The 24003-nt window shown below is 60.8% G+C and carries 30 protein-coding genes; 16 read left to right on the top strand and 14 right to left on the bottom strand.

The window, feature by feature from the left end; translation table 11 throughout:
- Nucleotides 1–2: 2 nt before the first annotated feature.
- On the bottom strand, nt 3–776 hold the full coding sequence (locus ACKUG4_RS15780; RefSeq protein WP_445434366.1) for a helix-turn-helix transcriptional regulator: 774 nt from the start codon (nt 774–776) through the stop codon (nt 3–5).
- A 112-nt stretch (nt 777–888) separates the two neighbouring features.
- Between ACKUG4_RS15780 and ACKUG4_RS15775 the strand changes: the two genes are divergently transcribed.
- Nucleotides 889–1992 carry a polyamine ABC transporter substrate-binding protein gene (locus tag ACKUG4_RS15775; protein WP_445434365.1) on the top strand — a complete coding sequence of 368 codons (1104 nt, stop codon included), beginning with the start codon at nt 889–891 and terminating at the stop codon, nt 1990–1992.
- 38 nt (nt 1993–2030) lie between these two features.
- A complete protein-coding gene (locus tag ACKUG4_RS15770) occupies nt 2031–3149 on the top strand; it encodes a DmpA family aminopeptidase (RefSeq protein WP_445434364.1) in 1119 nt (372 codons plus the stop codon).
- Between the two features lie 3 nt (nt 3150–3152).
- Here the strand turns inward: ACKUG4_RS15770 and ACKUG4_RS15765 are convergent, their stop codons facing one another.
- Complete coding sequence (locus tag ACKUG4_RS15765; RefSeq protein ID WP_445434363.1) at nt 3153–3737, bottom strand: NAD(P)H-dependent oxidoreductase; 585 nt, start codon at nt 3735–3737, stop codon at nt 3153–3155.
- A gap of 100 nt (nt 3738–3837) precedes the next feature.
- Between ACKUG4_RS15765 and ACKUG4_RS15760 the strand changes: the two genes are divergently transcribed.
- The gene (locus ACKUG4_RS15760) at nt 3838–4470 is read left to right on the top strand and encodes a TetR/AcrR family transcriptional regulator (RefSeq protein WP_445434362.1); all 633 of its coding nucleotides are present in this window, start codon (nt 3838–3840) and stop codon (nt 4468–4470) included.
- A 193-nt stretch (nt 4471–4663) separates the two neighbouring features.
- On the opposite strand, the gene ACKUG4_RS15755 is transcribed toward ACKUG4_RS15760, so the two are convergent.
- Nucleotides 4664–5290 carry a TetR/AcrR family transcriptional regulator gene (locus ACKUG4_RS15755; RefSeq protein WP_445434361.1) on the bottom strand — a complete coding sequence of 209 codons (627 nt, stop codon included), beginning with the start codon at nt 5288–5290 and terminating at the stop codon, nt 4664–4666.
- 158 nt (nt 5291–5448) lie between these two features.
- Between ACKUG4_RS15755 and ACKUG4_RS15750 the strand changes: the two genes are divergently transcribed.
- Nucleotides 5449–5889: a hotdog fold domain-containing protein gene (locus tag ACKUG4_RS15750; RefSeq protein ID WP_011334899.1), complete on the top strand. Its 441-nt coding sequence runs from the start codon at nt 5449–5451 to the stop codon at nt 5887–5889.
- A gap of 71 nt (nt 5890–5960) precedes the next feature.
- On the opposite strand, the gene ACKUG4_RS15745 is transcribed toward ACKUG4_RS15750, so the two are convergent.
- Nucleotides 5961–6647 (bottom strand): GNAT family N-acetyltransferase, encoded by a 687-nt coding sequence (locus ACKUG4_RS15745; RefSeq protein ID WP_445434360.1) that lies wholly within the window; start codon nt 6645–6647, stop codon nt 5961–5963.
- Nucleotides 6648–6830: 183 nt separating this feature from the next.
- On the opposite strand from ACKUG4_RS15745, the gene ACKUG4_RS15740 reads away from it, so the two are divergent.
- Complete coding sequence (locus ACKUG4_RS15740) at nt 6831–7058, top strand: YXWGXW repeat-containing protein (RefSeq protein ID WP_039767335.1); 228 nt, start codon at nt 6831–6833, stop codon at nt 7056–7058.
- A gap of 6 nt (nt 7059–7064) precedes the next feature.
- Here ACKUG4_RS15740 and ACKUG4_RS15735 read toward each other — a convergent pair whose 3' ends face one another.
- Entirely contained in the window at nt 7065–7622 is a 558-nt protein-coding gene (locus ACKUG4_RS15735; RefSeq protein ID WP_236189153.1) for a YceI family protein, read from the bottom strand.
- Nucleotides 7623–7708: 86 nt separating this feature from the next.
- Nucleotides 7709–9064, bottom strand: coding sequence for an MATE family efflux transporter (locus ACKUG4_RS15730; RefSeq protein ID WP_236189154.1), 1356 nt, complete (start codon nt 9062–9064; stop codon nt 7709–7711).
- 146 nt (nt 9065–9210) lie between these two features.
- Between ACKUG4_RS15730 and ACKUG4_RS15725 the strand changes: the two genes are divergently transcribed.
- The 5 genes from ACKUG4_RS15725 (at nt 9211) to ACKUG4_RS15705 (ending at nt 11665) form a co-directional block, all read left to right on the top strand.
- Complete coding sequence (locus ACKUG4_RS15725) at nt 9211–9777, top strand: chorismate mutase (RefSeq protein WP_445434359.1); 567 nt, start codon at nt 9211–9213, stop codon at nt 9775–9777.
- Between the two features lie 126 nt (nt 9778–9903).
- Nucleotides 9904–10266 carry a hypothetical protein gene (locus ACKUG4_RS15720; protein WP_445434358.1) on the top strand — a complete coding sequence of 121 codons (363 nt, stop codon included), beginning with the start codon at nt 9904–9906 and terminating at the stop codon, nt 10264–10266.
- Nucleotides 10267–10378: 112 nt separating this feature from the next.
- Nucleotides 10379–10780 carry a hypothetical protein gene (locus ACKUG4_RS15715; RefSeq protein WP_039767347.1) on the top strand — a complete coding sequence of 134 codons (402 nt, stop codon included), beginning with the start codon at nt 10379–10381 and terminating at the stop codon, nt 10778–10780.
- A gap of 89 nt (nt 10781–10869) precedes the next feature.
- Complete coding sequence (locus ACKUG4_RS15710; RefSeq protein ID WP_011334909.1) at nt 10870–11187, top strand: DUF6966 domain-containing protein; 318 nt, start codon at nt 10870–10872, stop codon at nt 11185–11187.
- A gap of 115 nt (nt 11188–11302) precedes the next feature.
- Nucleotides 11303–11665, top strand: a complete 363-nt coding sequence (locus ACKUG4_RS15705; RefSeq protein WP_445434357.1) for a hypothetical protein — start codon at nt 11303–11305, stop codon at nt 11663–11665.
- A 73-nt stretch (nt 11666–11738) separates the two neighbouring features.
- Here ACKUG4_RS15705 and ACKUG4_RS15700 read toward each other — a convergent pair whose 3' ends face one another.
- The gene (locus tag ACKUG4_RS15700) at nt 11739–12074 is read right to left on the bottom strand and encodes a hypothetical protein (protein WP_039767351.1); all 336 of its coding nucleotides are present in this window, start codon (nt 12072–12074) and stop codon (nt 11739–11741) included.
- 174 nt (nt 12075–12248) lie between these two features.
- Between ACKUG4_RS15700 and ACKUG4_RS15695 the strand changes: the two genes are divergently transcribed.
- On the top strand, nt 12249–13928 hold the full coding sequence (locus tag ACKUG4_RS15695) for a sensor domain-containing diguanylate cyclase (RefSeq protein WP_085613242.1): 1680 nt from the start codon (nt 12249–12251) through the stop codon (nt 13926–13928).
- A 124-nt stretch (nt 13929–14052) separates the two neighbouring features.
- Here ACKUG4_RS15695 and ACKUG4_RS15690 read toward each other — a convergent pair whose 3' ends face one another.
- The gene (locus tag ACKUG4_RS15690) at nt 14053–14439 is read right to left on the bottom strand and encodes a c-type cytochrome (protein ID WP_445434356.1); all 387 of its coding nucleotides are present in this window, start codon (nt 14437–14439) and stop codon (nt 14053–14055) included.
- Nucleotides 14440–14494: 55 nt separating this feature from the next.
- On the bottom strand, nt 14495–15826 hold the full coding sequence (locus ACKUG4_RS15685) for an aminotransferase-like domain-containing protein (protein WP_445434355.1): 1332 nt from the start codon (nt 15824–15826) through the stop codon (nt 14495–14497).
- Between the two features lie 89 nt (nt 15827–15915).
- Between ACKUG4_RS15685 and ACKUG4_RS15680 the strand changes: the two genes are divergently transcribed.
- Entirely contained in the window at nt 15916–16809 is an 894-nt protein-coding gene (locus ACKUG4_RS15680; protein ID WP_445434354.1) for a DMT family transporter, read from the top strand.
- Nucleotides 16810–16812: 3 nt separating this feature from the next.
- Here the strand turns inward: ACKUG4_RS15680 and ACKUG4_RS15675 are convergent, their stop codons facing one another.
- Nucleotides 16813–17634, bottom strand: coding sequence for a cupin domain-containing protein (locus ACKUG4_RS15675; RefSeq protein ID WP_445434353.1), 822 nt, complete (start codon nt 17632–17634; stop codon nt 16813–16815).
- A 134-nt stretch (nt 17635–17768) separates the two neighbouring features.
- Here ACKUG4_RS15675 and ACKUG4_RS15670 point away from each other — a divergent pair, with 134 nt between their 5' ends.
- On the top strand, nt 17769–18287 hold the full coding sequence (locus tag ACKUG4_RS15670; protein WP_445434352.1) for a carboxymuconolactone decarboxylase family protein: 519 nt from the start codon (nt 17769–17771) through the stop codon (nt 18285–18287).
- Nucleotides 18288–18334: 47 nt separating this feature from the next.
- Here the strand turns inward: ACKUG4_RS15670 and ACKUG4_RS15665 are convergent, their stop codons facing one another.
- Complete coding sequence (locus ACKUG4_RS15665; RefSeq protein ID WP_039767363.1) at nt 18335–19780, bottom strand: SulP family inorganic anion transporter; 1446 nt, start codon at nt 19778–19780, stop codon at nt 18335–18337.
- Nucleotides 19781–19954: 174 nt separating this feature from the next.
- On the opposite strand from ACKUG4_RS15665, the gene ACKUG4_RS15660 reads away from it, so the two are divergent.
- Both ACKUG4_RS15660 and ACKUG4_RS15655 read left to right on the top strand, forming a co-directional pair.
- Nucleotides 19955–20251, top strand: a complete 297-nt coding sequence (locus ACKUG4_RS15660; RefSeq protein WP_445434351.1) for a DUF7693 family protein — start codon at nt 19955–19957, stop codon at nt 20249–20251.
- 77 nt (nt 20252–20328) lie between these two features.
- Nucleotides 20329–20874, top strand: a complete 546-nt coding sequence (locus ACKUG4_RS15655; RefSeq protein WP_445434350.1) for a hypothetical protein — start codon at nt 20329–20331, stop codon at nt 20872–20874.
- A 56-nt stretch (nt 20875–20930) separates the two neighbouring features.
- On the opposite strand, the gene ACKUG4_RS15650 is transcribed toward ACKUG4_RS15655, so the two are convergent.
- Complete coding sequence (locus tag ACKUG4_RS15650) at nt 20931–21545, bottom strand: hypothetical protein (protein WP_236177582.1); 615 nt, start codon at nt 21543–21545, stop codon at nt 20931–20933.
- A gap of 124 nt (nt 21546–21669) precedes the next feature.
- Nucleotides 21670–22128: a GNAT family N-acetyltransferase gene (locus ACKUG4_RS15645; protein ID WP_445434349.1), complete on the bottom strand. Its 459-nt coding sequence runs from the start codon at nt 22126–22128 to the stop codon at nt 21670–21672.
- 124 nt (nt 22129–22252) lie between these two features.
- Here ACKUG4_RS15645 and ACKUG4_RS15640 point away from each other — a divergent pair, with 124 nt between their 5' ends.
- Complete coding sequence (locus ACKUG4_RS15640; RefSeq protein ID WP_445434400.1) at nt 22253–22894, top strand: TetR/AcrR family transcriptional regulator; 642 nt, start codon at nt 22253–22255, stop codon at nt 22892–22894.
- A 9-nt stretch (nt 22895–22903) separates the two neighbouring features.
- Here the strand turns inward: ACKUG4_RS15640 and ACKUG4_RS15635 are convergent, their stop codons facing one another.
- Entirely contained in the window at nt 22904–23923 is a 1020-nt protein-coding gene (locus ACKUG4_RS15635) for a lysozyme inhibitor LprI family protein (protein ID WP_445434348.1), read from the bottom strand.
- Nucleotides 23924–24003: the final 80 nt, after the last annotated feature.

The raw sequence follows: 24003 nt of genomic DNA, 5'->3' as shown, positions 1-24003 counted from the left end.
GGTCAGCGCGGCCGCAACACCAGCGCAAACAACTCGCCATGCCCGGTGACGTTGAGCTTGTGATAGAGATTGCGCCGGTGCACCTTCACGGTCTCCGGCGAAATGTTCATGTGCTGGGCGATGGCCTTGCTGGAAAAGCCCTGGAGAATCAGACGAGCCGTGTCGATCTCGCGCGCGGTCAGGCGGGCGTCGAAGCGGTCGAGCAGCGCCGCAATATCGCCGACCGGCGCTTCGACCGCCGCGCCTTGCGGCGGCATCAACTGCACATGCCGACGCATCGCTGACAGCACCCAATCCCGCACGCAGAGCAGGCGCCCCTGCTCCTGCAAACTGAACGCCGTCGAGCGGCCCATCGACAAGCCGAGCACGCCGTCGTCGAGGTTGACCAGAAATTGCAGCTCATCCGCGCCGACCACCGAGCGGAAGTAACTCTGGTAGTACTCGCTGTGCAGAAACTGGTCCGGCGCCACGGATGCAAGGCTGTGCAAACCGTCGGAGATCCCGGCGCAGGCGGCCTGATAGAACGGATCAAGCAGGTACATGCCGGCACAGTAACCAGCCAGTTCTTCCTGCTCGTCGGCGCGGCCCTGGCTGTCGAAGTCGATCAGCAATTGCGGCGGGCGCCCCGTTTGCATCACCGCCACCAGCGCATTGTCCAGCGGCACCAGCAACCGCAGCGTATCGACCAGCGCCCGCCAGAAACCGTCCTGACCGACCGTAGCGAACACTCGCGACAGGCTCTGATGCACCGGCAATTCCTGCAGCAACGCGTCCACGCTCTACCCCTTTTGAGTAACCCATGATGGGAATGGGTGCGGCGCGGCCCGCCCGATAGGCTGACCACTCCTGTTCATCACCGGCCTGCCAACAGGCCAGGAGTGCCGCATCATGCGTGGTCATCGTGGGTATATCAACCTGGGTCTGATGGGCATTTTGTCCGCGGCGCTGAGTGCGCAGGCGGCCGATGCGCCGAGCGTGCATGTCTATAACTGGTACGACTACATCGGCCCGAACACCCTGCATGATTTCAAGCGTGACAGCGGTATCGAACCGGTCTACGACACCTTCGACAGTGCCGAAGTACTGGAAGGCAAACTGATGACCAGTCGCAGCGGCTACGACGTGGTGGTGGCGAGCAACTTCAGCCTGCCGACCCTGATCAAGGCCGGCGCCCTCGCCCCGCTGCCCCGCGATCAACTGCCGGGCTGGAAGAACCTCGACAACGATCTGCTGAGCAAACTGGCCAACAACGACCCCGGCAACCAGTACGCCGTGCCTTACCTGTGGGGCACCAACGGCATCGGCTACAACGTCGACAAGGTGCGCGCCGTGCTGGGCGATAAGGCCCCGCTGGATTCCTGGGATCTGGTGTTCAAGGAAGAGAACCTGGCCAAACTCGGCGAATGCGGCGTGGCGATGCTCGATTCGCCGTCGGAAATGCTCCCGGTCGCGCTGCACTTCCTCGGCCTGCCGCCGAACAGCACCAAGGCCGAGGACTATCAGAAAGCCGAAGCGCTGCTGCTGAAACTGCGCCCGCACATTGCCTACTTCAATTCCTCTAAATTCATCAGTGATCTGTCCAACGGCAACATCTGCGTGGCGGTCGGTTGGTCCGGCGCGATGCTCGAAGCCAAGACCACCGCCGAGCAGGCCGGCAACGGCGTGAAGATTCAGTACAGCCTGCCGAAGGAAGGCGCGCCGGTGTGGTTCGACACGCTGGTCTTGCTCAAGGACGCGCCGCATCCGGCCCAAGGCCTGGCGTTCATCGACTATTTGCTGCGGCCCGATGTGATTGCGCCGGTCAGCGATCACCTGTCCTACCCCAACGGCAATCGCGCCGCCACGGCGCTGGTTGCCCAGATCACCCGCGACAACCCGGCGGTGTACCCGTCAGCCACGGCGATGGCCACGTTGTACACCCTCGAGCCCTTGCCCAAAGCCACCGAACGGGTGCGTACGCGGGTGTGGAGCAAGGTCAAGAACGGTCAATAAAAGCCCTCGAATCACTGCCTTCAACAGAGAGAACATCAATGAAACCACGTGCCCGCGATCTCCATATCCGCATCGGTCAATTGCAGCCTGGCCCGCTCAACGCCATCACCGACGTACCCGGCGTACGAATCGGCCATAGCAACCTACGCGGCCGCACTGCCAGCGGTCGTGACATTTGCAGCGGCGTCACCCTGATCGAACCACGCGCCGGTTCGACCAATGCCCAGCCGTGTTTCGCCGGGGTCCATGTGCTTAACGGCAATGGCGATGCCACGGGACTTGAATGGATTCGGGAAGCCGGCCTGCTGACCAGTCCGATCGCCTTCACCAACACCCACAGCCTCGGCGTGGTGCGCGATGCCTTGATCGAACTGGATCGCGCGCAGCAACCGGACGACGGTCGGCTCTACTGGAACATGCCGGTGGTGCTTGAAACCTTCGATGGGTTGCTCAACGACATCAACGGCTTTCATGTGAAACCCAAACATGTGGCCGAAGCGATGAGCAATGCGGTTGATGGCCCGGTGCAGGAAGGCGCGGTGGGCGGTGGCAGCGGCATGATCTGCCATGAATTCAAGGGCGGGATCGGCACCGCGTCGCGCCGCTTGAGCAAGGCTCAGGGCGGCTGGACAGTAGGCGCAATCGTGCAGGCCAACCACGGGATTCGCAGCGAACTGCGAGTCGACGGCTACCCGGTCGGGCGCTACATGGAACAAGTGGATTCGCCGTTCCTGCGCGCTTCGTTGCCGCATCCTGGCATGGGCTCGATCGTAGTGGCCCTCGCCACCGATGCACCGCTGTTGCCGCATCAATGCACGCGACTGGCGCAACGGGCGAGCCTCGGTCTGGCGCGCACCGGCGGCGGCAATGAGGATCACAGCGGTGACATCTTCATCGCCTTCGCCACCGGCAACGGTCATATTCCCGCCGCCGCCTATGAAGGTAAAGGCGAGTCGACCTGCGACGGCTTGCGGATGGTCAACAACGATCACATCAGCGAGTTGTTCCTGGCGGCGACCGAGGCTGTGGAAGAAGCGATCATCAACGCCTTGCTGGCCAGCGACAGCACCGAAGGCAACGGGCATTCGGTGCCGGGGCTGGATGCCGCCACCCTGCTCGCGGCCCTGGATAAAGCCGGGTGGCCGGGCGCTCGCTGACACTCAGCGGAACAACCCAAGTCCGAGTTCGCGCGCCGCCTGCAACTGCATCGCCGGATCGCTCGACTCGGACTCCAGCAACAATGCCGAGCCCGCCACCGTCGCCCCGCAGTAATCGAAAATCCCGTGATCGATTTGCGCTTTCATCGCCGCGCCGTAGCCGTGGCGTTCGTAGGTACGCGCATCCGCCCCGCCGAGGCCGACCAGATGCACGCGCAATCGCCCGAGCTTCTTCAGGGTCTTATCGCCGTCAAAATCGTACGCCCAACCGTTGCTGAATACCCGGTCGATCCAGCCCTTGAGCAACGCCGGCATCGACCACCAGAACACCGGATAGACCAGCACCAGCGCGTCGGCGCGTTCAATGCGGGCCTGCTCGGCCAGCACGTCCGCCGGTGGCGCGGATTCGCGGTGATGCACCGCCCAGTCAGCCACGCCGAAGCGCGGGTCGAACTCCTCGGCGTGCAGGTCGGCGATTTCGAAGGTGTTGGATGGATCGCTTTCCGACAGGCCTTTGGCAATCTGTTGCGCCAACGCGCGGGTCAGCGAACGTGGATCATCGTGGTCTACAACAATCAATGCGTGCATGGGGAAATCTCCGGTTGGTGATTGCTGACCAAGGGCTTATCCTTTCGATAAGTTACGATTAGTAAGTTACCATCAGTAAGTTACGTTTGGTATATAAGCAATGTCAACCACTGAAACCCCAGATCCCGCACAACCCCGTCGCCGCCTGTCCCGGGAAGATCGCCAGCGCCAGTTGCTCGACATGGCCTGGCAGCTGATTCGCGAGGAAGGCACCGATGCCCTGACTCTCGGCTACCTGGCGGAAAAAGCCGGCGTGACCAAACCGGTGGTCTACGACCATTTCACCACCCGCGCCGGCTTGCTCGCGGCGCTGTACCAGGATTTCGACCGGCGCCAGACGGCGCTGATGGACGCGGCGCTGGCCAATGCCGAAGCGACCTTGAACGGCATCGCGACGGTGATTGCCACGGCGTATGTCGATTGCGTGCTGACCCAGGGCAACGAGATTCCGGGGGTGATTGCCGCCCTGGCGAGCACGCCGGAACTGGAGAAGATCAAGCGCGAATACGATGCGATCTTTCTGGAGAAATGCCGCAATGTGCTATCGCCTTTCGCTGACGGCGCAGAGATCGGACAGCCAGGATTACGCGCCATGCTCGGCGCCGCCGAAGCCTTGTCGCAAGCAGCCGCCACCGACGAAATCAGCGCCGAACAGGCCCGTGACGAGCTATTGGCAACCATCATTGCGATGGTCGAAAGAGCCGCCACCCGCACCACCCAAGCAGGTGACTGACGGTACTTGAGCGCATCCCCCCTCCTTCCTACGATGGAACTACGCAGTCGCTTGGTCCGCCAAGCCGTTGCGTAGGTGCGGGTGCTCTGAACCCCAATCAAGCCTGCACCTGGCTTCATGCGCATCTTGAGCCTCGCGGGCTCTACTTCCTCCCCATCAAAGAGTCTTGAGGCTCTTTTTTTGTCTCGGAAAATCAGTGTTCGGGGTCGCGTCGGATCGAACGCCACGCGGCCTGAGCCAGCAATTGGCGATAGGCCTTCGGACTGCCCTGCACTCGCCCGGACAACCACGCACGGCAATAGCTGTCGGCCTGCCCGACGATCAGCGACGGCAACAGTTCGGCTGGGCACTCATTGAGTTCAGCCGCGCGCCCGGACTCGGCCAGCCAGGTACGCAAGCCGAGGTTGCGGGTCTTGTTGCGCTCGGCCAGTTCGTCCTTGTGCGGGCCCCGGGTCACGGCATAACGCGCGTGATACTGGAACCGCGCCCACTCCGGCTGGTTCTCGACCCAATCCACGTAGCTGTAGACCAGCGCCTGCACGCCCTCTTCGGTGGTCGTCGCGTCGGCCAGATAGGCGTCGCGCAGGCGCGCCTGGTCCTCCAGCGCAGTGAAGAACAGCGCGGCCACCAGCCCTTCCTTGTTGCCGAAGTGGTGGTAGATCGCCCCGACACTGGTGTCACACTCGGCACGGATCATTTCGATGGTGGTGGCCTCGATGCCCTGCTCGTTGAACAGGCGCAGGGCCTTGCGAAAGATGTCGCGCTTGAGTTCGGCGCGGCGGCCGGGGTAGCTGCGTTCGAGTAGATCTGCGGTGTCCATGGGCCTTGAAAATCCGGGTAAAGGGCACGTCCGTGCCGGTGATCGAAACGCGCACAGGTTGACAGATTTCCCGCAGACAGAATACCGTTCCGTTACAGAACAATATTCTGTTACGGAACATGATTCTGTAAAACCCCTAACCGCGAGGCTCCCCCCCCATGAGTCAGTTTCTCAGCATGTTCAACAGTGTCGGTTCCCAGGCGTTCAGCCAGATGGCCTGCCAGGTCGCGCCGTACTTCAGCACCATCAACCCGCTGGTGACCGAATTGCGGGCAGGTTCGGCGCAGGTGCAGGTGCCGTTTCGCCGCGAGATCACCAACCACCTCGGCACCGTGCACGCCATCGCGCTGTGCAACGCCGCTGAACTGGCGGCCGGGATGATGACCGACGTGTCGATTCCCGCCGGCGCACGCTGGATTCCCAAAGGCATGACCGTCGAATACCTGGCCAAGGCCAAGACCGACGTGACCGCCGTGGCCAATGGCGAAGGGCTGGACTGGCAGACCGAAGGCGACAAGATCGTCCCAGTGGATGTTCACGACGCCGAAGGCAAGAAAGTGTTCACGGCGCGGATCACCATGAACGTGAAACTGTCCTGAAATCACCGGCACAAAAAAGCCCTTGCTGCGCATATCGCAACAAGGGCTTTCGTCGTTTCAAAGAGAAGGGATCAGTGAACGGTCAGGCGCTGACGAACAAATTCTTCGGTGCGGCGGGTGACCTGATCCAGATGCCGGTCGCGCTGTTTCTCGGCATCGAGCATCGCGCGCTTGCCGTGCTTTTGCAGAAGGTAGGTGTGGATTTGCTGCACTTCCAGCGAACGGTAGATCGGTGTCGTGTCGATAAAACCGCGCAACCCGTTGCTGCGGTAATGCCGAGTGCTCATCAGCACCTGCGTTTCGAGCTGGCCCAGCACCTCGAAACCCAGCGCTTCGAAATACGGCACCTTGCCGACGCTGCAGGTCAGTTCGGCATGGGGGTAACGCGCCACCATGTCCGCGATCAACGAACGGGCCACACCCTGACGCCGATGCCCCTCGCGCACCGCCAGATAGGCCACGTTGCACGCCTCCCAATCGCCCTGCACCGGCAGGTACAACAGGAAGCCGATCACCTGCTCCGGATCATCGTCGTCGGTGGCCACCAGCAGCTCCACTTCGGTGCCCTTCTCGCCGTTCAACGCCTCCAGGTACAGATGAACCTCGTAGCCGATCGCGTACTGATAGACGTTGTACAGCAGATTGCTCGGGCCCAGCCCTACAGCGCTGATGTCGGTCAGATAGTCGACCACCATCTGCAGGATCTGGCTGTTGACGCCTTCGGGGCATGGGGATTTGTAGTGGGTGATGCGGGGCATGGCGGGCGGACTCCAACGGTAAAACACAGGTTGCCGGGCGAGTTGAGCGACCGGCGAACCGCGACATCATACCTTGTGCACGCCTGACAAAAATTTCATCTGCCCGAGAACGGATCTTTCGCCGATTTGGCGTCCAATTTTTCAACTGCGTTCATTTCCCGACGCAGGCCTTGAGGAGTTGCCATGAACGTTCTGCGTTCCGCGAAAACCATCAAATCCTTGCTCGCTGCCGCGCTGGTAGCGATCACCCTCTCGGGCTGTGTCGTCGAACCGGTTCGCCCGCATCGGCCACCACCGATCGTTGAGGTGGTTCCGGTCATGCCTGCGCCGGGTTATCACTGGGTTGCCGGGCATTACCGCTGGGCCGGCAACCAATGGCGCTGGATGCCAGGGCATTGGCGAGCGTACTGAGGCCGGTCACTGCGCGGGGGCAACGACCTTGAACTTGATGTCGATGTCCTTGGAAACCACGGTGTCCGCCCACTCCCCTGCACCGAGCCCGAACTGGTCGCGCTTGAGCACCAGTTCGCCGTCGAAAATGCCGATGCTGCTGTCGGGTTTGAGTTGCACCGGCACCTGCACCTCACGGGTGATGCCTTTGAGCGTGAGATGGCCGTTAACCAGATAACGGTTGTCGCCGGCCGGGCTGAAGCGGGTCGACTCGAACACCGCCACCGGGAATTTCTCGGTGTCGAACCATGCCGGTTTCACCAGCTCGGTGTTGGCGTCTTCACTGCCGGCGTCGATGCTGGTCAGGTCGATGTGCAGCGTGGTGCGGGCATTGGCGAGATTGTCGCTGTCGAAATCCAGCGTCGCATCGAACTTGCCGAACGTGCCGTACATCCGCGAGCCCATCTGGTTGTAGGTGAAACTGATCTGACTGGCGGTGGTATTGACGCGGGTGTACTCCACCGCTTGCACAGCAGGGACGACAATCAGGCAACACGCGGCAGCCAATAACAATTGAATCGACATGGAGAGCTCCGGCGCCCGATGGGTCTCGAATGACTTAAGCAAACTTCCGGCACTTGCGCCAGCCCCGCCAAGGCCCACCCGGCCCGTCACACCAATCGCTCGATCTTCTGATGCTTCCAGACTCGTTTGTAATACAGCGTCTGCAGCACCAGCATCCCCAGATACGCAATCGGAAACGCCATCCACACACCCTGCAGACCGAACTGCCCGTCCAGCCAGTAGGCCGCCGGCAACTGCACACCGAGCACACAGATGATCGCCACGCCCACCGGCACCAGCACCGTGCCGCTGGCGCGCATGATGCCGCCGATGATCGCCTGGAAACCGAAGATCAACAGGCTCCACAACATGATGTGCAACAGGTGCTCGGCCATCGCCCGGGTCGAGTCTTCGGTCAGGAACAACCCCAACAACCAGTGCGACAACAGGTAACCCGACAGGATCAAGCCACCGGTCAGGCACACGTTGATCCACAGCCCGGTGCGCAGGATCGGGCCCATTCGCTCCAACCGCCCGGCACCGATCGCCTGGGCGCCGAGGATCGACGCGGTGATCGCAATCGACAGCGCCGGGAACTGCACGTAGTTGACGATCTGCGTCACCGCACCATAGGCCGCCGTCGCCTGCGAGCCGTGCTGGTTGACCAGCGCCAGAATCACCAGCTCCGACAGCGACAGCACAATCATCTGCACCCCGGTCGGCAGGCCGATACGCAACACCTTGCCGAGAATTGCGCCGTCCAGTCGCAGCGCCGCGAAGAACTCACGATCCGGCGCCAGTGGATGACCCTTGCGGATCAGGCTCCATGACAGCCACGCCATCGACGTCAGCGTGCCGGCCAGACCTGCAACCGCCGCGCTCTGGATGCCCAGTTGCGGCAAGCCGATCCAGCCGCGAATGAACGCCGGAGTCAGCGCCAGCCCGACAACGGTCGACAGCAGCAGCGCCAACATCGGCGACAGTGTGTCGCTCACCCCGCGTAACAACTGGGTGAACAGCACGTACACCAGCACAAACGGCAAGGTCCACATCATCACCCGGGCATAGGCCACCGCATCGTCCAGCACATCCGCCGGCGTGCCCAAACCCTGCAAGGCCTGACGCGCAAACACACTGCCCAGCACCGCCGCCACCAGCCCGATCAATACCCCAAGCAACAGCGTCGCCCCGGCAATCGCCTTGACCATATGCGACTCACGCGCGCCCCACGCCTGACCGATCAACACCCCTGCCCCGGCGCCCAGGCCGATGACCAGCGCGATAAAGAAAAAAATGATCGGAAACATCCCCGACACCGCCGCCAGCGCCTGCGTACCGAGCATCTGGCCGATGTAGATGCTGTTGACCGTGCCCGACATCGATTGCAGGAAGTTCGACAGCACCATCGGGGCCAGGAACAGCAGGTAGGTTTTCCAGAGGGGGGATTGAGCGGGGGTTTGCATTGAGGTCCGTCTCGGGTGGGAGCTGATGACAGAGTCTAAGGTATGCGATGCCGTTCAGGTCGTACCGGTTTGCATTAAAACTTCGTAATCTGCACCTCGACCAATGTGCATAGCCTCCCCATCACGACAGGAAGTGAATCCCCCCCATGCGCCGTTCCCCATTTCTGCTGAGTTGCACCTTATTGACTGTTTTGACGACGACTGCCCACGCCGCTCCCGCCCCCTCGCCCGAGGTGGTGCAAGGATTGGTGAACACGTTGAACGAACGCCTGAACATCGGCGACCTCGTCGCGCTGACCAAATGGGACAGTGGCAAGCCGATTCAGGACAGCCCCCGTGAGGCGCAGGTGATCGACAACGCGCGCAAACTGGCCACCGAACGCAAGCTCGACCCGGAAGACGTCGCGCAGTTGATCACCGCACAGATGGAGGCCAACAAACTGGTGCAATACGGTTTGCTCGCACAGTGGCAGGCAGCCGGTGCCGCGCCGGACACGCCGCGCCCGGATCTGGGCAAGCAGATTCGCCCGCGTCTGGATGAGTTGCAAACCCGTCTGCTGCAGCAATACGCCGACTTCACACCCTACCGTCACGACCCGAACTGCCCGGCGTGGCTGGCCAAGGCGCGCACCGGTCTGACCCGCGATGCGCTGCATGATCTGGCCCTGACCCGCGCCACCGGAGAGCTGTGCATTCGGCCGCTGGTGCCCTAGAACAAGGGTTCCGGCGTCCATTGCTGGCGTCGATAGTCACCATCAGTTCAATGAAGTTCTCATAAAAAATCCGCGGCGTAACATCGGCTCCATACCAAACAAACAACACCCCTGGAGCACACGATCATGAAATGCCAAATCCTTCTCGGCATCGCTTTCTCGGTTCTTGCAGTCAACGCTTTTGCAGCCAAACCCGCCCACACCATGATCGCCGAAGGCGGTTCGGATCGGTTGATTGAAAGTCGTTTAGCTGAGGGTGGTTCGGATCGTTTGATCGAACGTCGTGTTGCCGAAGGTGGCGCTGATCGTCTGATTGAACGCCGCGTTGCTGAAGGTGGTTCGGATCGTCTGATCGAACGTCGTGTTGCTGAAGGTGGCGCTGATCGTGTGATCGAACGTCGCGTAGCTGAAGGTGGCGCTGATCGTCTGATCGAACGCCGCGTTGCTGAAGGTGGCGCTGATCGCCTGATCGAACGCCGCGTTGCATAAGTAAGCAGCGCATAAAGATAAGCCCGGCCTGATCAGCCGGGCTTTTCTTTGCGCGCGCTTTTTGCGTTTGCTGGGTAAGCTCTTAGCCCGACGCTGCGAATTCAGGTTTCCCATGGACATTGAACGACTACTGAAGAAAAAACAGCTCAACGTGCAGGAGCAAAACGCAGTCGTTGCGCATCGTTTGATGCTTTGCGCCAGTGAATGGCGCAAACAGGGTGTACCTGTCGCCCTGGCCCGATACGCAGAGTACCAAGGCATCGACTGGTCGTCGTCCATCGTGCTGGAACTGGAAATCGACTTTCCCGGCATGCCTCGCCTGTTCGGACTTTTGCTGGATCAAAACGAATGTTTCATCGCATTTGAAATCGATACGGACGCCTCCCATGAACACATTGAATCCGTGGATCGCTGGGAGGACGTCTCGTCGATGCAAAATACTTCGACATCTAATCCGGGCACAGGTAAAGGCTTTGCCTCGATCGCGCTGGACGTGAAGCGTCAGCTTGTTTGATCGCTCTTTGCGCAACGCTCACTCTTCGGCGTCTTGAAGTCGTCACTGGTTGAGTATCTACGCCTCATCAAAAGGAGCACTCATTGAACATGGGCCCGAAAACCGAAACGCTGATCAAGGTACTGAATGAGCTAATCAGTGTTCTGGAAAGCGACGGAGAAGCGCACTGGAGCGCGTGGATGCGAAAAGCTCGCGCACGATTGCTGGACTCCGATTATTCCGGAATCACGTGGCTGCTCTCGGCCTATGGCGGGATGGGGTCCTTCAATGATGTCGTGCTCGGACAAACCAGCATCAACGGTGCATTTGCCTGGAAGCGCGGCTATGGCGAACTGAATGCAAAATTTGCCGAACTCCGTGAGCAAGCCTACGAGCTGGCCAATGAAATCAGGCACATGCAGCGATAACGGCATTCATTGCTGGCGTCGATAGTCACCATCAGCTCAATGAAGTTCTCATAAAAAATTCGCGGCGTAACATCGGCTCCATACCCAACAAACAACACCCCTGGAGCACACGATCATGAAACGCCAAATCCTTCTCGGCATCGCTTTCTCGGTTCTTGCAGTCAACGCTTTTGCAGCCAAACCCGTCCACACCATGATCGCCGAAGGCGGTTCGGATCGGTTGATTGAAAGTCGCTTGGCCGAGGGTGGTTCGGATCGTTTGATCGAACGTCGTGTGGCTGAAGGTGGCGCTGATCGTCTGATTGAACGCCGCGTTGCTGAAGGTGGCTCGGATCGTCTGCAAGAACGTCGCGTTGCCGAAGGTGGAGCTGATCGTCTGCAAGAACGCCGCGTTGCCGAAGGTGGTGCTGATCGTCTGCAAGAACGCCGCGTTGCCGAAGGTGGCGCTGATCGGCTGCAAGAACGCCGCGTCGCCTGAATCAAACGCTCTAGCGCTGTACAAACAAAAAGCCCGGCCTGATCAGCCGGGCTTTTTCACGTCCAACCGGTGCTTATTGCACGGTTTTCAGTTTGACCACGTCACCGGAGACCTTGGTGGTGTAGCCGCTCAGGACCCATGCCCAGAACCAGTTTTCCTGAATCTGAGTGTTGATCATGGCATCGCCGCCCTTGGCCTGGATGGCGGCCTCTTGCGCACGGACGAAACGGCTGTTCTGCCGGATCGGGATCACGCCGAACAGCATCAGGCCGGTGGCAGTGGCTTCGCTGTGGCCAATCACGGTGTATTGGCTGCTGTCGTAATGTCTGGTGTTCATCGGGGTGCCGGTGCAACCTGCCAGAACCACACCGAACAGTGCGGCGGCGACTACTTTGCTGAGGTATTTCACTGCAAGACTCCATGGGTAAACGCCTGGGATCCGTCTCTCGGGCGGCGCACACTCTACCGAACGCAGTGGCTCATTGATATCAGCCTCGGCAGATTTTCATTAAACGCCTTGCTGGCAGCCCGTCCACGATGTCGCATACCATGGCGCCACTCCAATAAAGACAGACATTTCTCCATGCTCAAAGCCAGTCTGCGCAGCCACCTGACCCTTTGGTTTGCCGGTTTGTCTCTGCTGACGCTATTGAGCGTGGGCTTTTACGTCGGTGATATCGCCACTGAACAAATGAAACGCGCCAGCGGCAATGCGCTGCTGAGTACCGCGCGGTCGGCGGCGACGCTGCTGGGCGAGCAGTTGCGCGAGCGGCAACTGGAGGTCTATCTGCTCAGCCGGGCGCCACATCTGGAACGCGGCGATCTGGACAATCCGGCAATTCTCAAATCGATGCAGCTGCGCACCGAAGCCCGCTCCGAGTATGCGTGGATGGGGGTGACCGATGCTCAGGGGCTTGTGCATCAGGCAGTCAACGGTTTGCTGGTCGGTCAGGTCGTGCAACAGCGCCCATGGTTTCAGGCCGGTCTGCGCGGGGAATACACCGGCGATCCGCACGAAGCCATTTTGTTGGCGAAACTGTTGCCAGGTCTGCCCAACGGCGAGCCACTGCGCTTCATCGACTTCGCCGCGCCCATCCGCAACGCCGATGGCCAGGTGATCGGTGTGCTCGGCGCCCATGCGCACTGGAGCTGGGTCACGCACATCGTCGAATCGGCAGCGATGTCGCACAAGGGGGCGGAGCCGGATATCGAAGCGCTGATAATCGATCACGACGGCAAGGTGCTGTACCCGGAAGCGCTGGTTGGCCAACAAATGCCGGCCAAGGATCCGAAGTCCCCAGGCTGGGTCGTCGGCAACGGGTACCTGACCAGCGAGGTGACTGTGCCGACGCCTACGGGCACTGCGCTGTCGTGGTCGATTGCGGTGCGTCAACCACTGGACACTGCACTGCAACCGGCGCGACTGCTGTTTTATAAATTGCTGTTGCTGGGTGTTTTCGCTGCCGTGGCATTCGGATTCGTGGCGTATTACCTGGCGCTGTACCTGAGTCGGCCCATCGAGCACCTCGCGCGCTCAGCCCAAAAAGTGCAGAACAACCAACCGGGGGCCCACTTCCCTCTCCAGCATCCCGTGCGGGAAATTGCCCAGCTCGGCCAGTCCATCGATGCCATGACCCAGTCGCTGCTTGCCAAGGAGCGTGAGCTGCAAGAGACCAACGCTTCGCTCGAAGCCACCGTCGCCCAACGCACGGCGGCCCTGACCCTGGCCAACGCCGAGCTGCTGAACCTGGCCACCCACGATGGCTTGACCGGTGTCTATAACCGCCGCCGCTTCGACGAAAAACTCACCGAATACAGCCTGCTGTTCCGTCGTACCGGGCGGCCGTTTGCATTGCTTCTGATTGATGCCGATCACTTCAAGCACATCAACGACACTCACGGCCATGCGGCCGGCGACGACGTACTGCAGCAATTGGCGCAGCTGATCCAGATCAGCATCCGGAGCACGGATTTCGTCGCCCGTTACGGAGGCGAAGAATTTGCGGTGCTGCTGCCGGAAATCGCCAAGCCCGATACGCCCGATATCGTCGCCGAAAAGATTCGATCAGCGATTGCCGCAGCGAGCTTTCCAACGGTCGGCCCGGTGACGGTCAGCATCGGTGTCGGCCTTGCCGACCCGGCCGACAATGCTCCGACAGCACTGCTCAAACGTGCTGATCAACAGTTGTATCAGGCGAAAGCCGCGGGTCGTAATCGCGTAGCCTGCCAGACGTCACTCACCGAAGTGGCCGGACTCGGCTGACCTGCAATTGAATCAGGTGTTGGTCTTCAACCGGGTCCAGAACCGTGTCATCAACCGGGCAATCACTGCCGGCAGTTCATCACAGTGAACGGGAACTGCATCGCGCAGCCCCTGCACAGATTCTTCATTGCTGAGAAAAGGTCTGCAGATACGCCAACAAATTATCAATCTTCTCCTCGTCACTCAGCCCCCAAAAGATCATCCGCGTCCCCGGCACCACGCCCTTCGGATCCTTCAGATACGCCGTCAGCGTTTCACGATTCCAGGTCAGGCCGGAGTTTTTCATTGCGTCCGAATACACGTAATTCGCCGACGTCCCCGCCGGGCGGCCGATGATGCCGTTGAGTTCCGGACCGAATCCCGGCCGGGCAGATTCGCCGACCTGGTGGCAGCCGCCGCACAGGCGCGGGAAGATTTTGGCGCCGGCCTCGGCGTCACCAGCGGCCAGAACGGGTGTGCTGAGCAGGCCAGCGTTGAGGATCAGGGCGAAAGTCAGTGCAGCGTTTTTCATCAGGGATTTCCAGGTCTTCGGCGGCGCCAAGGGTAATCCTGCGCGGTCACTTGCGCTACAGATAGGCGCCCACGACCTGACGGACTTTGAGCAAGGCTTGACGCAGGGCAAGCATGTCCACCGATCCCAACGCCAGACGAATCGCGTGAGGCACATGGGCGGACACGGTGAAGGGTTCTGCGGTGGTGACGGAAACCTGTTCGTGCATCAACTCGACCACGATGTGGTCGGCCCGAACATCTTCCGGTAGCGGCAGCCAGAGGAAATACGAAGAGGGATGGCCGACAGTCGGCAGGCCTTCGAGGATCTGCGCAGCCAGAACTTGCCGGGCCTGGGCGTCGCTGCGCTTTTGCGCTTCGAGCAAGGTGACGGTGCCGTCGTCGAGCCAGCCGCAGGCGATGGCGGTCATCACGCCGGGGGTGTTCCAGGTGGTCGCGCGGATGATCCGCTCCAGCGCCGCCACCCGCTCGACCGGCGCGGCGATGAAGCCGACACGCAGGCCAGTGGCGATGTTTTTCGACAGGCCCGACACGTAGACCGTGCGTTCCGGTGCCAGAACCGCCAACGGAGGTGGCGGGTTATCGACCAGAAAGGCGTAGGCCGCATCTTCGATGATCGTCAGATCATGTCGGCGGGCAATCGCGATCAAATCCTCACGTTGCTCCAAAGGCATCACCCAGCCCAGTGGATTGTGCAGGGTCGGCATGCTGTACACCGCACGCACCGGTCGTTGGCGGCAGAGTTTGTCGAGGGCCGCCAGATCGGGGCCCTGCTCATTGACGGGGATCGCCACCACTTCAAGGTGCAGCGCTTCGGCCAGCACTTTGAATCCCGAATAGGTCAAGGCGTCGGCGGCAACCACATCGCCGGGTTTGAGTAGCGCCATCAGCGTCACCGCCAGCCCTTGCTGCGCGCCGTTGACGATCAGCACCTGCTCGGCCTCGACACTCAAACCGCGTGTTTGCAGATGCCGCGCCACCGAGGCCCGTTCATGCTGGCGACCGGCGTGGGGCTGATAGCGCAGCAGCGCTTCAAGGTCGCCGGACAACGCCAGCTGCCGCAACGCGGTGCGCAGCAACTCGGCCTGCCCCGGCAATGACGGGTAGTTGAAGTTCAGATCGATCATGCCCACCGCGACGTCTTTCTGGTCGATGCCCTGCCCCGGCAACAACGACGTTTCCCGCACGAACGTGCCGCGCCCGGCTTCGCCGCTGACCAGGCCCATGGCCTCGAGCTCGGCGTATACGCGCGAGGCCGTGACCAGCGCCAGCCCTTCGCTGGCTGCCAATTGCCGGTGAGTCGGCAAACGCGTGCCGGGCAACAGGCGGCCAGCGCGGATGTCGGCGGCATAGGTGTCGACGAGGGTCTTGTAGCGGGAGCGCGGCATGTCGGCTTGTATCCATGACAATTTTTTGATTGTGCTGATTCTCAGCCCTAGGATCGATCCAACGCAACCCACCTCCGAGCGCCACACCCATGGAACGAACCACCCACCTCGGCACCCCGGCCCTGGAAAAAACCAGCGGCTGGATCAATGGCCTCATCGGCGTCGTGATTTTCAGCGGCTCGCTGCCCGCCACGCGGTTGGCGGTGCTGGAGTTCGACCCGGTGTTTCTCACCGTCATCCGCGCGACCATCGCCGGCGCCCTGGCGTTGTGCCTGTTGTGGCTGTTTCGCGAACGACGTCCGGCGCGGGATCAGTGGTTGTCGTTGTTGATCGTGGCGCTGGGCGTGGTCGTGGGTTTCCCGCTGTTGACGGCCCTGGCGCTGCAATACGTGACGTCGGCGCATTCGATTGTGTTTGTAGGATTGCTGCCGCTGGCGACGGCGATTTTTGGTGTGTTGCGCGGTGGCGAACGGCCGCGTCCGGTGTTCTGGATTTTTTCGGTGCTGGGCAGTTCGCTGGTGGTCGGCTTTGCGATTTCGCAAGGCCTGACCGCTTCGCCCACCGGGGATCTGCTGATGCTGGCGGCGATTCTCGCCTGCGGCCTCGGTTATGCCGAAGGCGCAAAACTGTCGCGCACCCTCGGCGGCTGGCAGGTGATTTGCTGGGCGCTGGTGTTGTCGTTGCCGGTGATGGCCGTGCTGAGCGTATGGCTTGCGCCCGCCTCGTTCAGCGGTATCAGCGTGTCGGCGTGGGTGTGTCTGGCTTACGTTTCGCTGTTCAGCATGCTGATCGGTTTCGTGTTCTGGTATCGCGGGCTGGCTCAGGGCGGGATTGCGGCGGTCGGACAGCTGCAATTGCTACAACCGTTTTTTGGCCTGGCACTGGCCGCGACCTTGCTCCATGAGCATGTCAGCGTGGGCATGCTGGAGGTTACGCTGGGGGTGATCCTGTGCGTGGCCGGGGCGAAGAAATTCGCCAGATAGTCTTCAACTCGCGCCAGCCTTCCATTCCCGCGGGCTGAGCCCGGTCTTGCGTCGAAACGCCCGGGCTAGCGCCGAAGGACTTTCATAACCGACTTCTTCGGCAATCAGGGCGATCGGTCGTCCCTCGCGCAGGCGTTTCTGCGCGAGGCTGACCCGCCAGTTCACCAGATAATCCACCGGCGTGTGCCCCACCACCCGCCGGAAGTGGTCGGCGAAACCGGCGCGGGACAGGTTAGCGGCGCTCGCCAGTTCGGCGACGCTCCAGGCCTTGGCCGGCTGGTCGTGCATCAGGTTCAAGGCTCGGGAAATCTTCGGATCGGCCAGCCCCGCCATCATGCCGGGCTGCTGGTTGCGACTGCTGATGAGGTGGCGCAGCAACAGGATTACCAGCAACTCGAACAACCGATCCATCACCGCTTCGCGCCCGCAGTGGCCGTCGAAAGCTTCCTTGAACAGCCACTCCAGGGTGTTGGCCATTTCCGGAAGGTCGGCGAGTTTCAGCACCAGATAATCCGGCAGCGCTGCTGCCAAAGCATTGCCAGCGCCGCCGTCGAAGGTCAGCGAAGCACACACCAGTTGCGTGCCCATGGCTTCGTTGGCGAACAAGCGATGGGCCATGGGGCGAGGGAAAAAGATCAGGGTCGGTTCATTGAGCGAGACTTCAGGATCATTGCCCGGCTTGAGCAACAACTCCCCCGCCTGCAACAGGTGCACATGCCCGCACACCTGATCGCCGCCGTAGGCGCTCACCCCGCAGAACGTGCCGCTGTGAAACGTACCGGCATTGACGCCGAAATGGCTGAGCAACGTAGAAAGGCGATCCATGACTGATTCTCGCAAAGACAGGTTTGGACGATCTGTCGCATATCCTCGACGATTTGCACCCAAAGCACCAGCCGCGCTCAATAACATGACATCCATCCCCGGCGCACTTCGCACCGGACTTTCGGAGAATCACCATGAGCCGCATCGCCCCTCTCAGCCTCGAAACCGCCACCGACGCCACTCGCCCAGTGCTTGAAGGCGTGCAGAAAAAAATCGGCTTCCTGCCCAACCTGTTCAAGACCCTGGCCGTCGCACCTGTCGCGCTGGATGCCTACGTGCAAATCTCGGCAACCCTGGGCAAGACATCCCTGAGTGCCAAGGAAAAAGAGGCGGTGTACCTGGCCACCTCGCAGGTCAACGGTTGCGACTATTGCCTGGCAGCGCACACCCTTTTCGCCAGCAAGGCCGGGCTGGCAGCAGAAGAAATCATCGAAGCGCGTCATGGCCGGCTCAATGCCTTCGCCACCCTCGCCCAACAACTGACCGAAACCCGTGGCCAATTGAGCGATGAGCAGATCGCCGCCGCCCGCGCTGCCGGCATCGACGACAAGAAGATCATCGAAGTGATCGCCCTCGTCGCTGTGCAAACCCTCACTAACTACCTGAACAACGCGGCGCTGACCGACATCGACTTCCCTGCTATCGATGCCTGATCAAACACAAAACCTGTGGGAGCCAGCCTGCTGGCTCCCACAATTGTTCAGTCGTGATCGACCCCGGCGCGTTTCAGCAATTTCTTGCAGCGCTCGGACAGGTGAAACACCTGCAACTGCTTGCCCGCCTTGGCGTAGCGTTCGCGCAGGGTTTTCAGCGCAGCGATGGCCGAGTAATCGACAAAGCTCAGGTGCCGGCAATCCAGCGTCACCCGTTGCGGATCGCTGGCCGGGTCGAATTGATTGAGGAACGGCGTGGTCGAGGCAAAAAACAGCGTGCCGTGCAGGCGATAGAGTTTGCTGCCGTCAGCTTCCAGATGCTCATCGGCGTACAGCTCGCGCGCTTGTTGCCAGGCAAAATTCAGCGCGGCGATGATAATCCCGCACAGCACCGCCGTGGCCAGATCGGTGAACACGGTGATGGTGGTTACCGCGATGATCACCAGTACATCGTTGAGCGGCACTTTGTTCAGCACCCGCAACGAAGCCCAGGCAAACGTCTGCTGCGACACCACGAACATCACGCCCACCAGCGCCGCCAGCGGAATCCGCTCGATCAGCGGCGACAGAAACAGAATGAACAGCAGAATCAACACACCCGCCACCACGCCGGACAAACGCCCGCGCCCGCCGGAACTGAGGTTGATCACGGTCTGGCCGATCATCGCGCAACCGCCCATACCGCCGAATGCACCGGAGACCACGTTTGCCGCCCCCAGCGCCACGCATTCGCGATCCGGGTAGCCACGGGTTTCGGTGATTTCGTCGGTGAGGTTGAGGGTCAGCAGGGTTTCCAGCAAACCGACCAGCGCCATCAGAATCGCGTAGGGCGCGATGATGCGCAGTGTGTCGAGATTCCACGGGATGTCCGGCAGCGCAAATTTCGGCAGGCCGCCGGCGATGTGCGCCATGTCGCCGAGGGTGCGGGTCGGCAGGCCAAGCAGATAAACCAGCAAGCCTACGCCGAGGATCGCCACCAGCGCCGGCGGCACCGCGCGGGTCAGGCGCGGCAGGATGTAGACGATGGCCATGGTCAGCAGCACCAGCCCGGTCATCAGGTACAACGGCGTGCCGCTGAGCCACTGTTCACCGCTCTTGAAATGCTCCAGTTGCGCCAGCGCGATGATGATCGCCAGGCCGTTGACGAACCCCAGCATCACCGGGTGCGGCACCATGCGCACCAGTTTGCCCAGCCGCAACAGCCCGAACGCCATCATGATCAAGCCGCCGAGCAACACCGTCGCCAACAGGTACTGCACGCCGTGCTGCACCACCAACGCGACGATCACCACCGCCATCGAACCCGCCGCCCCGGAGACCATGCCCGGCCGGCCACCGAACAGCGCGGTCAGCGTGCAAATGATGAAGGCGCCGTACAGGCCCATCAGCGGATTGAGGTGAGCCACCAGCGCAAATGCAATGCATTCGGGCAACAGGGCAAACGAGGTGGTGAGTCCGGCCAGGACATCGGCGCGCAGACGAATCGGTTTCATGGCTTACCTGACAGAGTGGCCGACGGGCGCGGCCGCATGCATTGGCGCAAAAGAGCGCCGAGGAAAAAGAGGGTTGCGGATGTTACGCAAATGCACCGGCGTGGGCCAGTTATCGCTGACAACCGCCGGCGCGCGCTCTATGCTGGCGCGCAGTTTTTGCCAGTGGAGCCCCGAATGCCGAGCGAATTGACCAGCCGCGAAGTGTGCCAGCGCTTGCGCGATGCCGCGCTGGGCGTGTGTGGTTTGCGAGTGATGGACGCGCGATCGGATCGGGTTGCGGTCGACATTGAAGGCTGGCGCTTGCAGCTGGACTTCGACGGCCAGCGTCTGCATCACTGCGCTGATTGTCTGTGCCCGAACGGTCGCGAATGGACGCTCGACACCCGGCAGCGCTTTGGCACCGATCCGGTCAGTCTGTTGAGTACCTGGGAACTGGCGCAGATCGAGGGCTTGTTGCGGCAACGTGAATGAGGGATGGCATTCAGAGTTGCTCAATGATGGCACTCTGCCCATAATTCGCCCCCCTCTTCTACGCGCAAGGAACTGCCGTGAAAAAATCGCTGTTGTTGATCCCGTTGTTTGCTCTGCTCCTGCAAGGCTGTGGCATGACCATGGCCCGTTACGAGCCAAGCTTCGACAATGTTCAGAAGCTCAAGCAGACCCCGCCGCTGCACGCGATCAGCAATCCACAGGTCACCGCTGAATCGGGCGAAGGCTCGTTGATGGTCCGCGCCAACCCGATCAAGTCGCCGACCGGCAGCATCCCGGCGCATATCCAGGACGCGATCACCGAAGAACTGCGCAAGGCCGGTCTGCTCGATCCGCAGTCGCCCCGTCATCTGCAAGTGCTGGTTGTAAAGAACCAATTGAACGCCGGCATGGGTACCGGTGATGGCACCATCGCCGCGCGCTTCACTCTGCGCAACGGCAACGATGTGGTGTACGACGCCACCAAAGACGTCAGTCATCAATGGAGCAGCAGCTTTTTCGGCTTTATCGCGATTCCCAACGCGACTAACGCCTACAACCCGATGCTGCAGGACTTGCTGAAAAATCTGTACAGCGATCCACAGTTCATTCAGGCCCTGAAGTAAGGGCAAAAAAAAGAGCCGCGATTGCGGCTCTTTTTTTGCCCACTCGCTGGAGTGAGTCAGATGCCCGAATACTTCGGACGGTTGCTGTCGGCCCATTCCTTGAGCAGCGCATTGACCTGCCGAGTGAATGTATCGGTCACCGCCGCTTTCGGCGTATTGAACGCCAGCGGGAGGAACCAGATGCCCATCCAGGTGCCGACCGCGTCATGGTTGCTGGCGGTAGACAACGGCTGGCCTTGCTGATCGAGGGTTTCCAGGCTCATGGTGTACTGGTCGGTGGCATAGGCTGGAATGATCGTCATGCTCAGACCACTGATGAACGCCAGCACCAGCTGACCGCCATTCGGCGGATGGTTGTACATTTTCAGGCGCAGGCTGTAGTCACCTGGCTGCTTCTCGAACTGGTCGAAGGTCACACGACCGAACAAACCGGAATCCTTCAGGACGGTTTGCAATTGCGGTTTGAGCATGTCCCGAGCTTGTGGCATTTCCACGGCGGAAGCGCTTTTCGGCTCGCCCTGGTAAAAGTCGAAATCGACATAGACGTTTGGCTTGTTGGCATAGCTGGCCATCGATGGCAGCGTGACCGGAGCCACTTCGTCCTGGGTGAAACTGGCACAGCCGCCCAGCGCGAGCACCAGACCCAGCGCCAGGATTTTCCCGAATTGCATGATGTCTTCCCTAAAAGTGATATCAAAGAGCCTCCATTGCGGAGCGCCGGGGGCGGATTCTAGTGATCGTCTACGTTCGGGGAAAGACCTGATTCGGGAAAACCCTGAAAAAGAGTGCGCCGGCTCAGCTTTGGCGCAAATCGAGGGTGTACGTGTAATAGCTCATATCGCGCACCCAACCGAGTGATTCGTACAAACCCTGGGCGCTGAAATTATCGGTGGCGGTTTCCAGCACCAGTCCCTTGGCACCGGTTTCGACGGCGAAGTCGCGGGCGGTGTTCATTAATAGCCGCCCCACTCCACAGCCACGGGCGGCCGGCGTGGTGAACAGGTCGCTGAGCAGCCAGGTGCGATGGGCATCAATCGAGGAAAACGTCGGGTACAGCTGCACAAATCCCAGCGCCTCACCGTCTTCATCCTCAACCAGAAAAATCGCCGATTCATTGCCGACCATACGCTCGGCGATGAAGGTCCGTGATTGCTCGAGATTCGATGGCTGGCCGTAAAAGCCGCGATAGGCGTCAAACAGCTTCGCCACTGCGTCAAGGTGAATCGTCGTGGCGCGCAGTGCCTGAAGGGTCATTGTGATTTTCCTGATGTCACTGAAATTGAAACCAGCATAGCGCTGAGGAGCGAGTTCGCTGGCTTAATCGCTATATAGTTTTGTATATTGCGAACCCGAAATGGCCAGACCCTCCATGCCGTCCATGAGCAGCATCCGCGCACGCAACCAGCAACTGATCCTGGCCGCCGCCAGTGAAGAATTCGCCGCAAACGGCTTCGACGCGACCCAGACCCGCGACATCGCCGCCCGCGCCGGTGTGCCCAAGGCCAATCTCTATTACTACTTCCAGAGCAAAGAAAACCTCTACGGCAAAGTGCTGCTCGGCTTCGTCGAACCGTTGCTGGAAGCTTCGGCGGTGCTGCGCGAAAGCGACGATCCGCTGATCGGCCTGCGCGCCTACGTCGCCGCCCGCATCCGCATCGCCCGCGAGCACCCGGCGATCGCCAAAGTGTTCAGCGGTGAGTTGCTGCTTGGCGGCCGCCAGTTGCCCGATGAATGCCGCGACCTGTTGCGCGGCGAAGCCCGGCGCAATGTCGAGTGTCTGCGCAGCTGGATCGACCGCGGTCTGCTGGCGCCGGTCGATCCCGAGCATTTGATGTTGTTCATCTGGTCGGCGACGCGCACCTACACCAACATTGGCTGGCAGATGGGGCGCATCACAGGGCGGGAGGTGCCGCAGGATGAGGATTATGCGGTGGCGGCGCAGACGATTACGCGGCTGGTGTTGAGCGGTGCGGTGTCCGAGCCGGTGAGTGATGTTCGCAGGTTGATGTTTGCGACCTGAACGGGAGATTCAGGGCATCAGGTCCAGAGGCAGTGTCGCATCCCCCGACAAGCGTTCACGCCATGCCAACAGCACATCAGGCACCCGCTTTTTCCATTTGGGAACGTTGGTGTAATACCGCGCCCTGACTTTGCGTTGCTCATCGAAAACCAATAACACCAGCCAAACTCGGCCGCCCGGCGCGCTCATCAGAATCGCCGCGTTGCTGGAAGCCAGACCTCGCAGCCAGAACTCATTGACCTCACCCTCCGGCACATCACCAGAGGTCTCGCCGGCTGCCATTGAGCCGCTATTTTGCAGCAGCGTCTGATAGTCATTTTTGAGCAACGTGCGTAATGCCTGATCTTCTTGCTGCGTACGCACGACGCCAAGGCTCAGCAAGTCGTATTCAATCGCGATCGGTTGGTCAGATGCCACATACCTTCCATCGTAGTAAACGCCCATCCCGCCACCACAAGCCCCCTCACCGCCATCGGAATCAACATCCAGCAAACCGTTGAGGGCGCTGAATTTCAGGGTGCAGTTGCCTTCAGCGAAATGCGCTACGGCACCGTCAATTGTGGCCACACCGTCCATGTCACCAGAGTTGCCACCATTTGACGCAGAAACATCAAAGGCAATATGCGTGGCGTCCACACGCTTGGTTATGACTTCTGCCGCCGATGAAACGCCCCACGGAATCATCTGCCAGGTGGCATCCCAGCTGAAAGGCTTGGCCACGTATTCAAGCGCTTTCAGACGCATCAAATATTCACGGCGCAGGCAGGAGCTATTGGCAGCGCATTGATTGCGCTGTTTCAACCATGAACGCTGATCAGCCTTGAGCGCTTGCGGGTCAGCCACCTGCGCCAACGTTGTCCGCCAGAGCGCCCCGAGTTTCTCATCGAGACTCGAGGTATACGGATCCGCACAAACGGCTTTTTCAACGGGGCTGGAAGCGCCGGCGCAGTCAAAACTGGCAGCGTGGGACGTGGTAGCAAATACGAGACACGTCAGCAGCAAGGCGTGACGGAGATTGAAAGCGAGCATCGACAGATTCCATTCCTGAGGCGGCGGCAGTATGCCGGGCCCGGGCTATCGATGCTCTGGTTTTTTCACTGGTTGCTCGC

It is taken from the genome of Candidatus Pseudomonas auctus (assembly GCF_048654275.1).
In the GTDB taxonomy this organism is placed as follows: domain Bacteria; phylum Pseudomonadota; class Gammaproteobacteria; order Pseudomonadales; family Pseudomonadaceae; genus Aquipseudomonas; species Aquipseudomonas pharyngis.
This window is presented reverse-complemented; position numbering and strand designations above follow the sequence as displayed.

Excerpts from the sequence above, each read along its gene's own strand:
- ACKUG4_RS15775 (WP_445434365.1), top strand. The coding sequence starts at position 889 with ATGCGTGGTCATCGTGGGTATATCAACCTGGGTCTGATGGGCATTTTG.
- ACKUG4_RS15770 (WP_445434364.1), top strand. The coding sequence starts at position 2,031 with ATGAAACCACGTGCCCGCGATCTCCATATCCGCATCGGTCAATTGCAG.
- ACKUG4_RS15765 (WP_445434363.1), bottom strand. The coding sequence starts at position 3,737 with ATGCACGCATTGATTGTTGTAGACCACGATGATCCACGTTCGCTGACC.
- ACKUG4_RS15760 (WP_445434362.1), top strand. The coding sequence starts at position 3,838 with ATGTCAACCACTGAAACCCCAGATCCCGCACAACCCCGTCGCCGCCTG.
- ACKUG4_RS15755 (WP_445434361.1), bottom strand. The coding sequence starts at position 5,290 with ATGGACACCGCAGATCTACTCGAACGCAGCTACCCCGGCCGCCGCGCC.
- ACKUG4_RS15750 (WP_011334899.1), top strand. The coding sequence starts at position 5,449 with ATGAGTCAGTTTCTCAGCATGTTCAACAGTGTCGGTTCCCAGGCGTTC.
- ACKUG4_RS15745 (WP_445434360.1), bottom strand. The coding sequence starts at position 6,647 with ATGCCCCGCATCACCCACTACAAATCCCCATGCCCCGAAGGCGTCAAC.
- ACKUG4_RS15740 (WP_039767335.1), top strand. The coding sequence starts at position 6,831 with ATGAACGTTCTGCGTTCCGCGAAAACCATCAAATCCTTGCTCGCTGCC.
- ACKUG4_RS15735 (WP_236189153.1), bottom strand. The coding sequence starts at position 7,622 with ATGTCGATTCAATTGTTATTGGCTGCCGCGTGTTGCCTGATTGTCGTC.
- ACKUG4_RS15730 (WP_236189154.1), bottom strand. The coding sequence starts at position 9,064 with ATGCAAACCCCCGCTCAATCCCCCCTCTGGAAAACCTACCTGCTGTTC.
- ACKUG4_RS15725 (WP_445434359.1), top strand. The coding sequence starts at position 9,211 with ATGCGCCGTTCCCCATTTCTGCTGAGTTGCACCTTATTGACTGTTTTG.
- ACKUG4_RS15720 (WP_445434358.1), top strand. The coding sequence starts at position 9,904 with ATGAAATGCCAAATCCTTCTCGGCATCGCTTTCTCGGTTCTTGCAGTC.
- ACKUG4_RS15715 (WP_039767347.1), top strand. The coding sequence starts at position 10,379 with ATGGACATTGAACGACTACTGAAGAAAAAACAGCTCAACGTGCAGGAG.
- ACKUG4_RS15710 (WP_011334909.1), top strand. The coding sequence starts at position 10,870 with ATGGGCCCGAAAACCGAAACGCTGATCAAGGTACTGAATGAGCTAATC.
- ACKUG4_RS15705 (WP_445434357.1), top strand. The coding sequence starts at position 11,303 with ATGAAACGCCAAATCCTTCTCGGCATCGCTTTCTCGGTTCTTGCAGTC.
- ACKUG4_RS15695 (WP_085613242.1), top strand. The coding sequence starts at position 12,249 with ATGCTCAAAGCCAGTCTGCGCAGCCACCTGACCCTTTGGTTTGCCGGT.
- ACKUG4_RS15690 (WP_445434356.1), bottom strand. The coding sequence starts at position 14,439 with ATGAAAAACGCTGCACTGACTTTCGCCCTGATCCTCAACGCTGGCCTG.
- ACKUG4_RS15685 (WP_445434355.1), bottom strand. The coding sequence starts at position 15,826 with ATGCCGCGCTCCCGCTACAAGACCCTCGTCGACACCTATGCCGCCGAC.
- ACKUG4_RS15680 (WP_445434354.1), top strand. The coding sequence starts at position 15,916 with ATGGAACGAACCACCCACCTCGGCACCCCGGCCCTGGAAAAAACCAGC.
- ACKUG4_RS15675 (WP_445434353.1), bottom strand. The coding sequence starts at position 17,634 with ATGGATCGCCTTTCTACGTTGCTCAGCCATTTCGGCGTCAATGCCGGT.
- ACKUG4_RS15670 (WP_445434352.1), top strand. The coding sequence starts at position 17,769 with ATGAGCCGCATCGCCCCTCTCAGCCTCGAAACCGCCACCGACGCCACT.
- ACKUG4_RS15665 (WP_039767363.1), bottom strand. The coding sequence starts at position 19,780 with ATGAAACCGATTCGTCTGCGCGCCGATGTCCTGGCCGGACTCACCACC.
- ACKUG4_RS15660 (WP_445434351.1), top strand. The coding sequence starts at position 19,955 with ATGCCGAGCGAATTGACCAGCCGCGAAGTGTGCCAGCGCTTGCGCGAT.
- ACKUG4_RS15650 (WP_236177582.1), bottom strand. The coding sequence starts at position 21,545 with ATGCAATTCGGGAAAATCCTGGCGCTGGGTCTGGTGCTCGCGCTGGGC.
- ACKUG4_RS15645 (WP_445434349.1), bottom strand. The coding sequence starts at position 22,128 with ATGACCCTTCAGGCACTGCGCGCCACGACGATTCACCTTGACGCAGTG.
- ACKUG4_RS15640 (WP_445434400.1), top strand. The coding sequence starts at position 22,253 with ATGAGCAGCATCCGCGCACGCAACCAGCAACTGATCCTGGCCGCCGCC.
- ACKUG4_RS15635 (WP_445434348.1), bottom strand. The coding sequence starts at position 23,923 with ATGCTCGCTTTCAATCTCCGTCACGCCTTGCTGCTGACGTGTCTCGTA.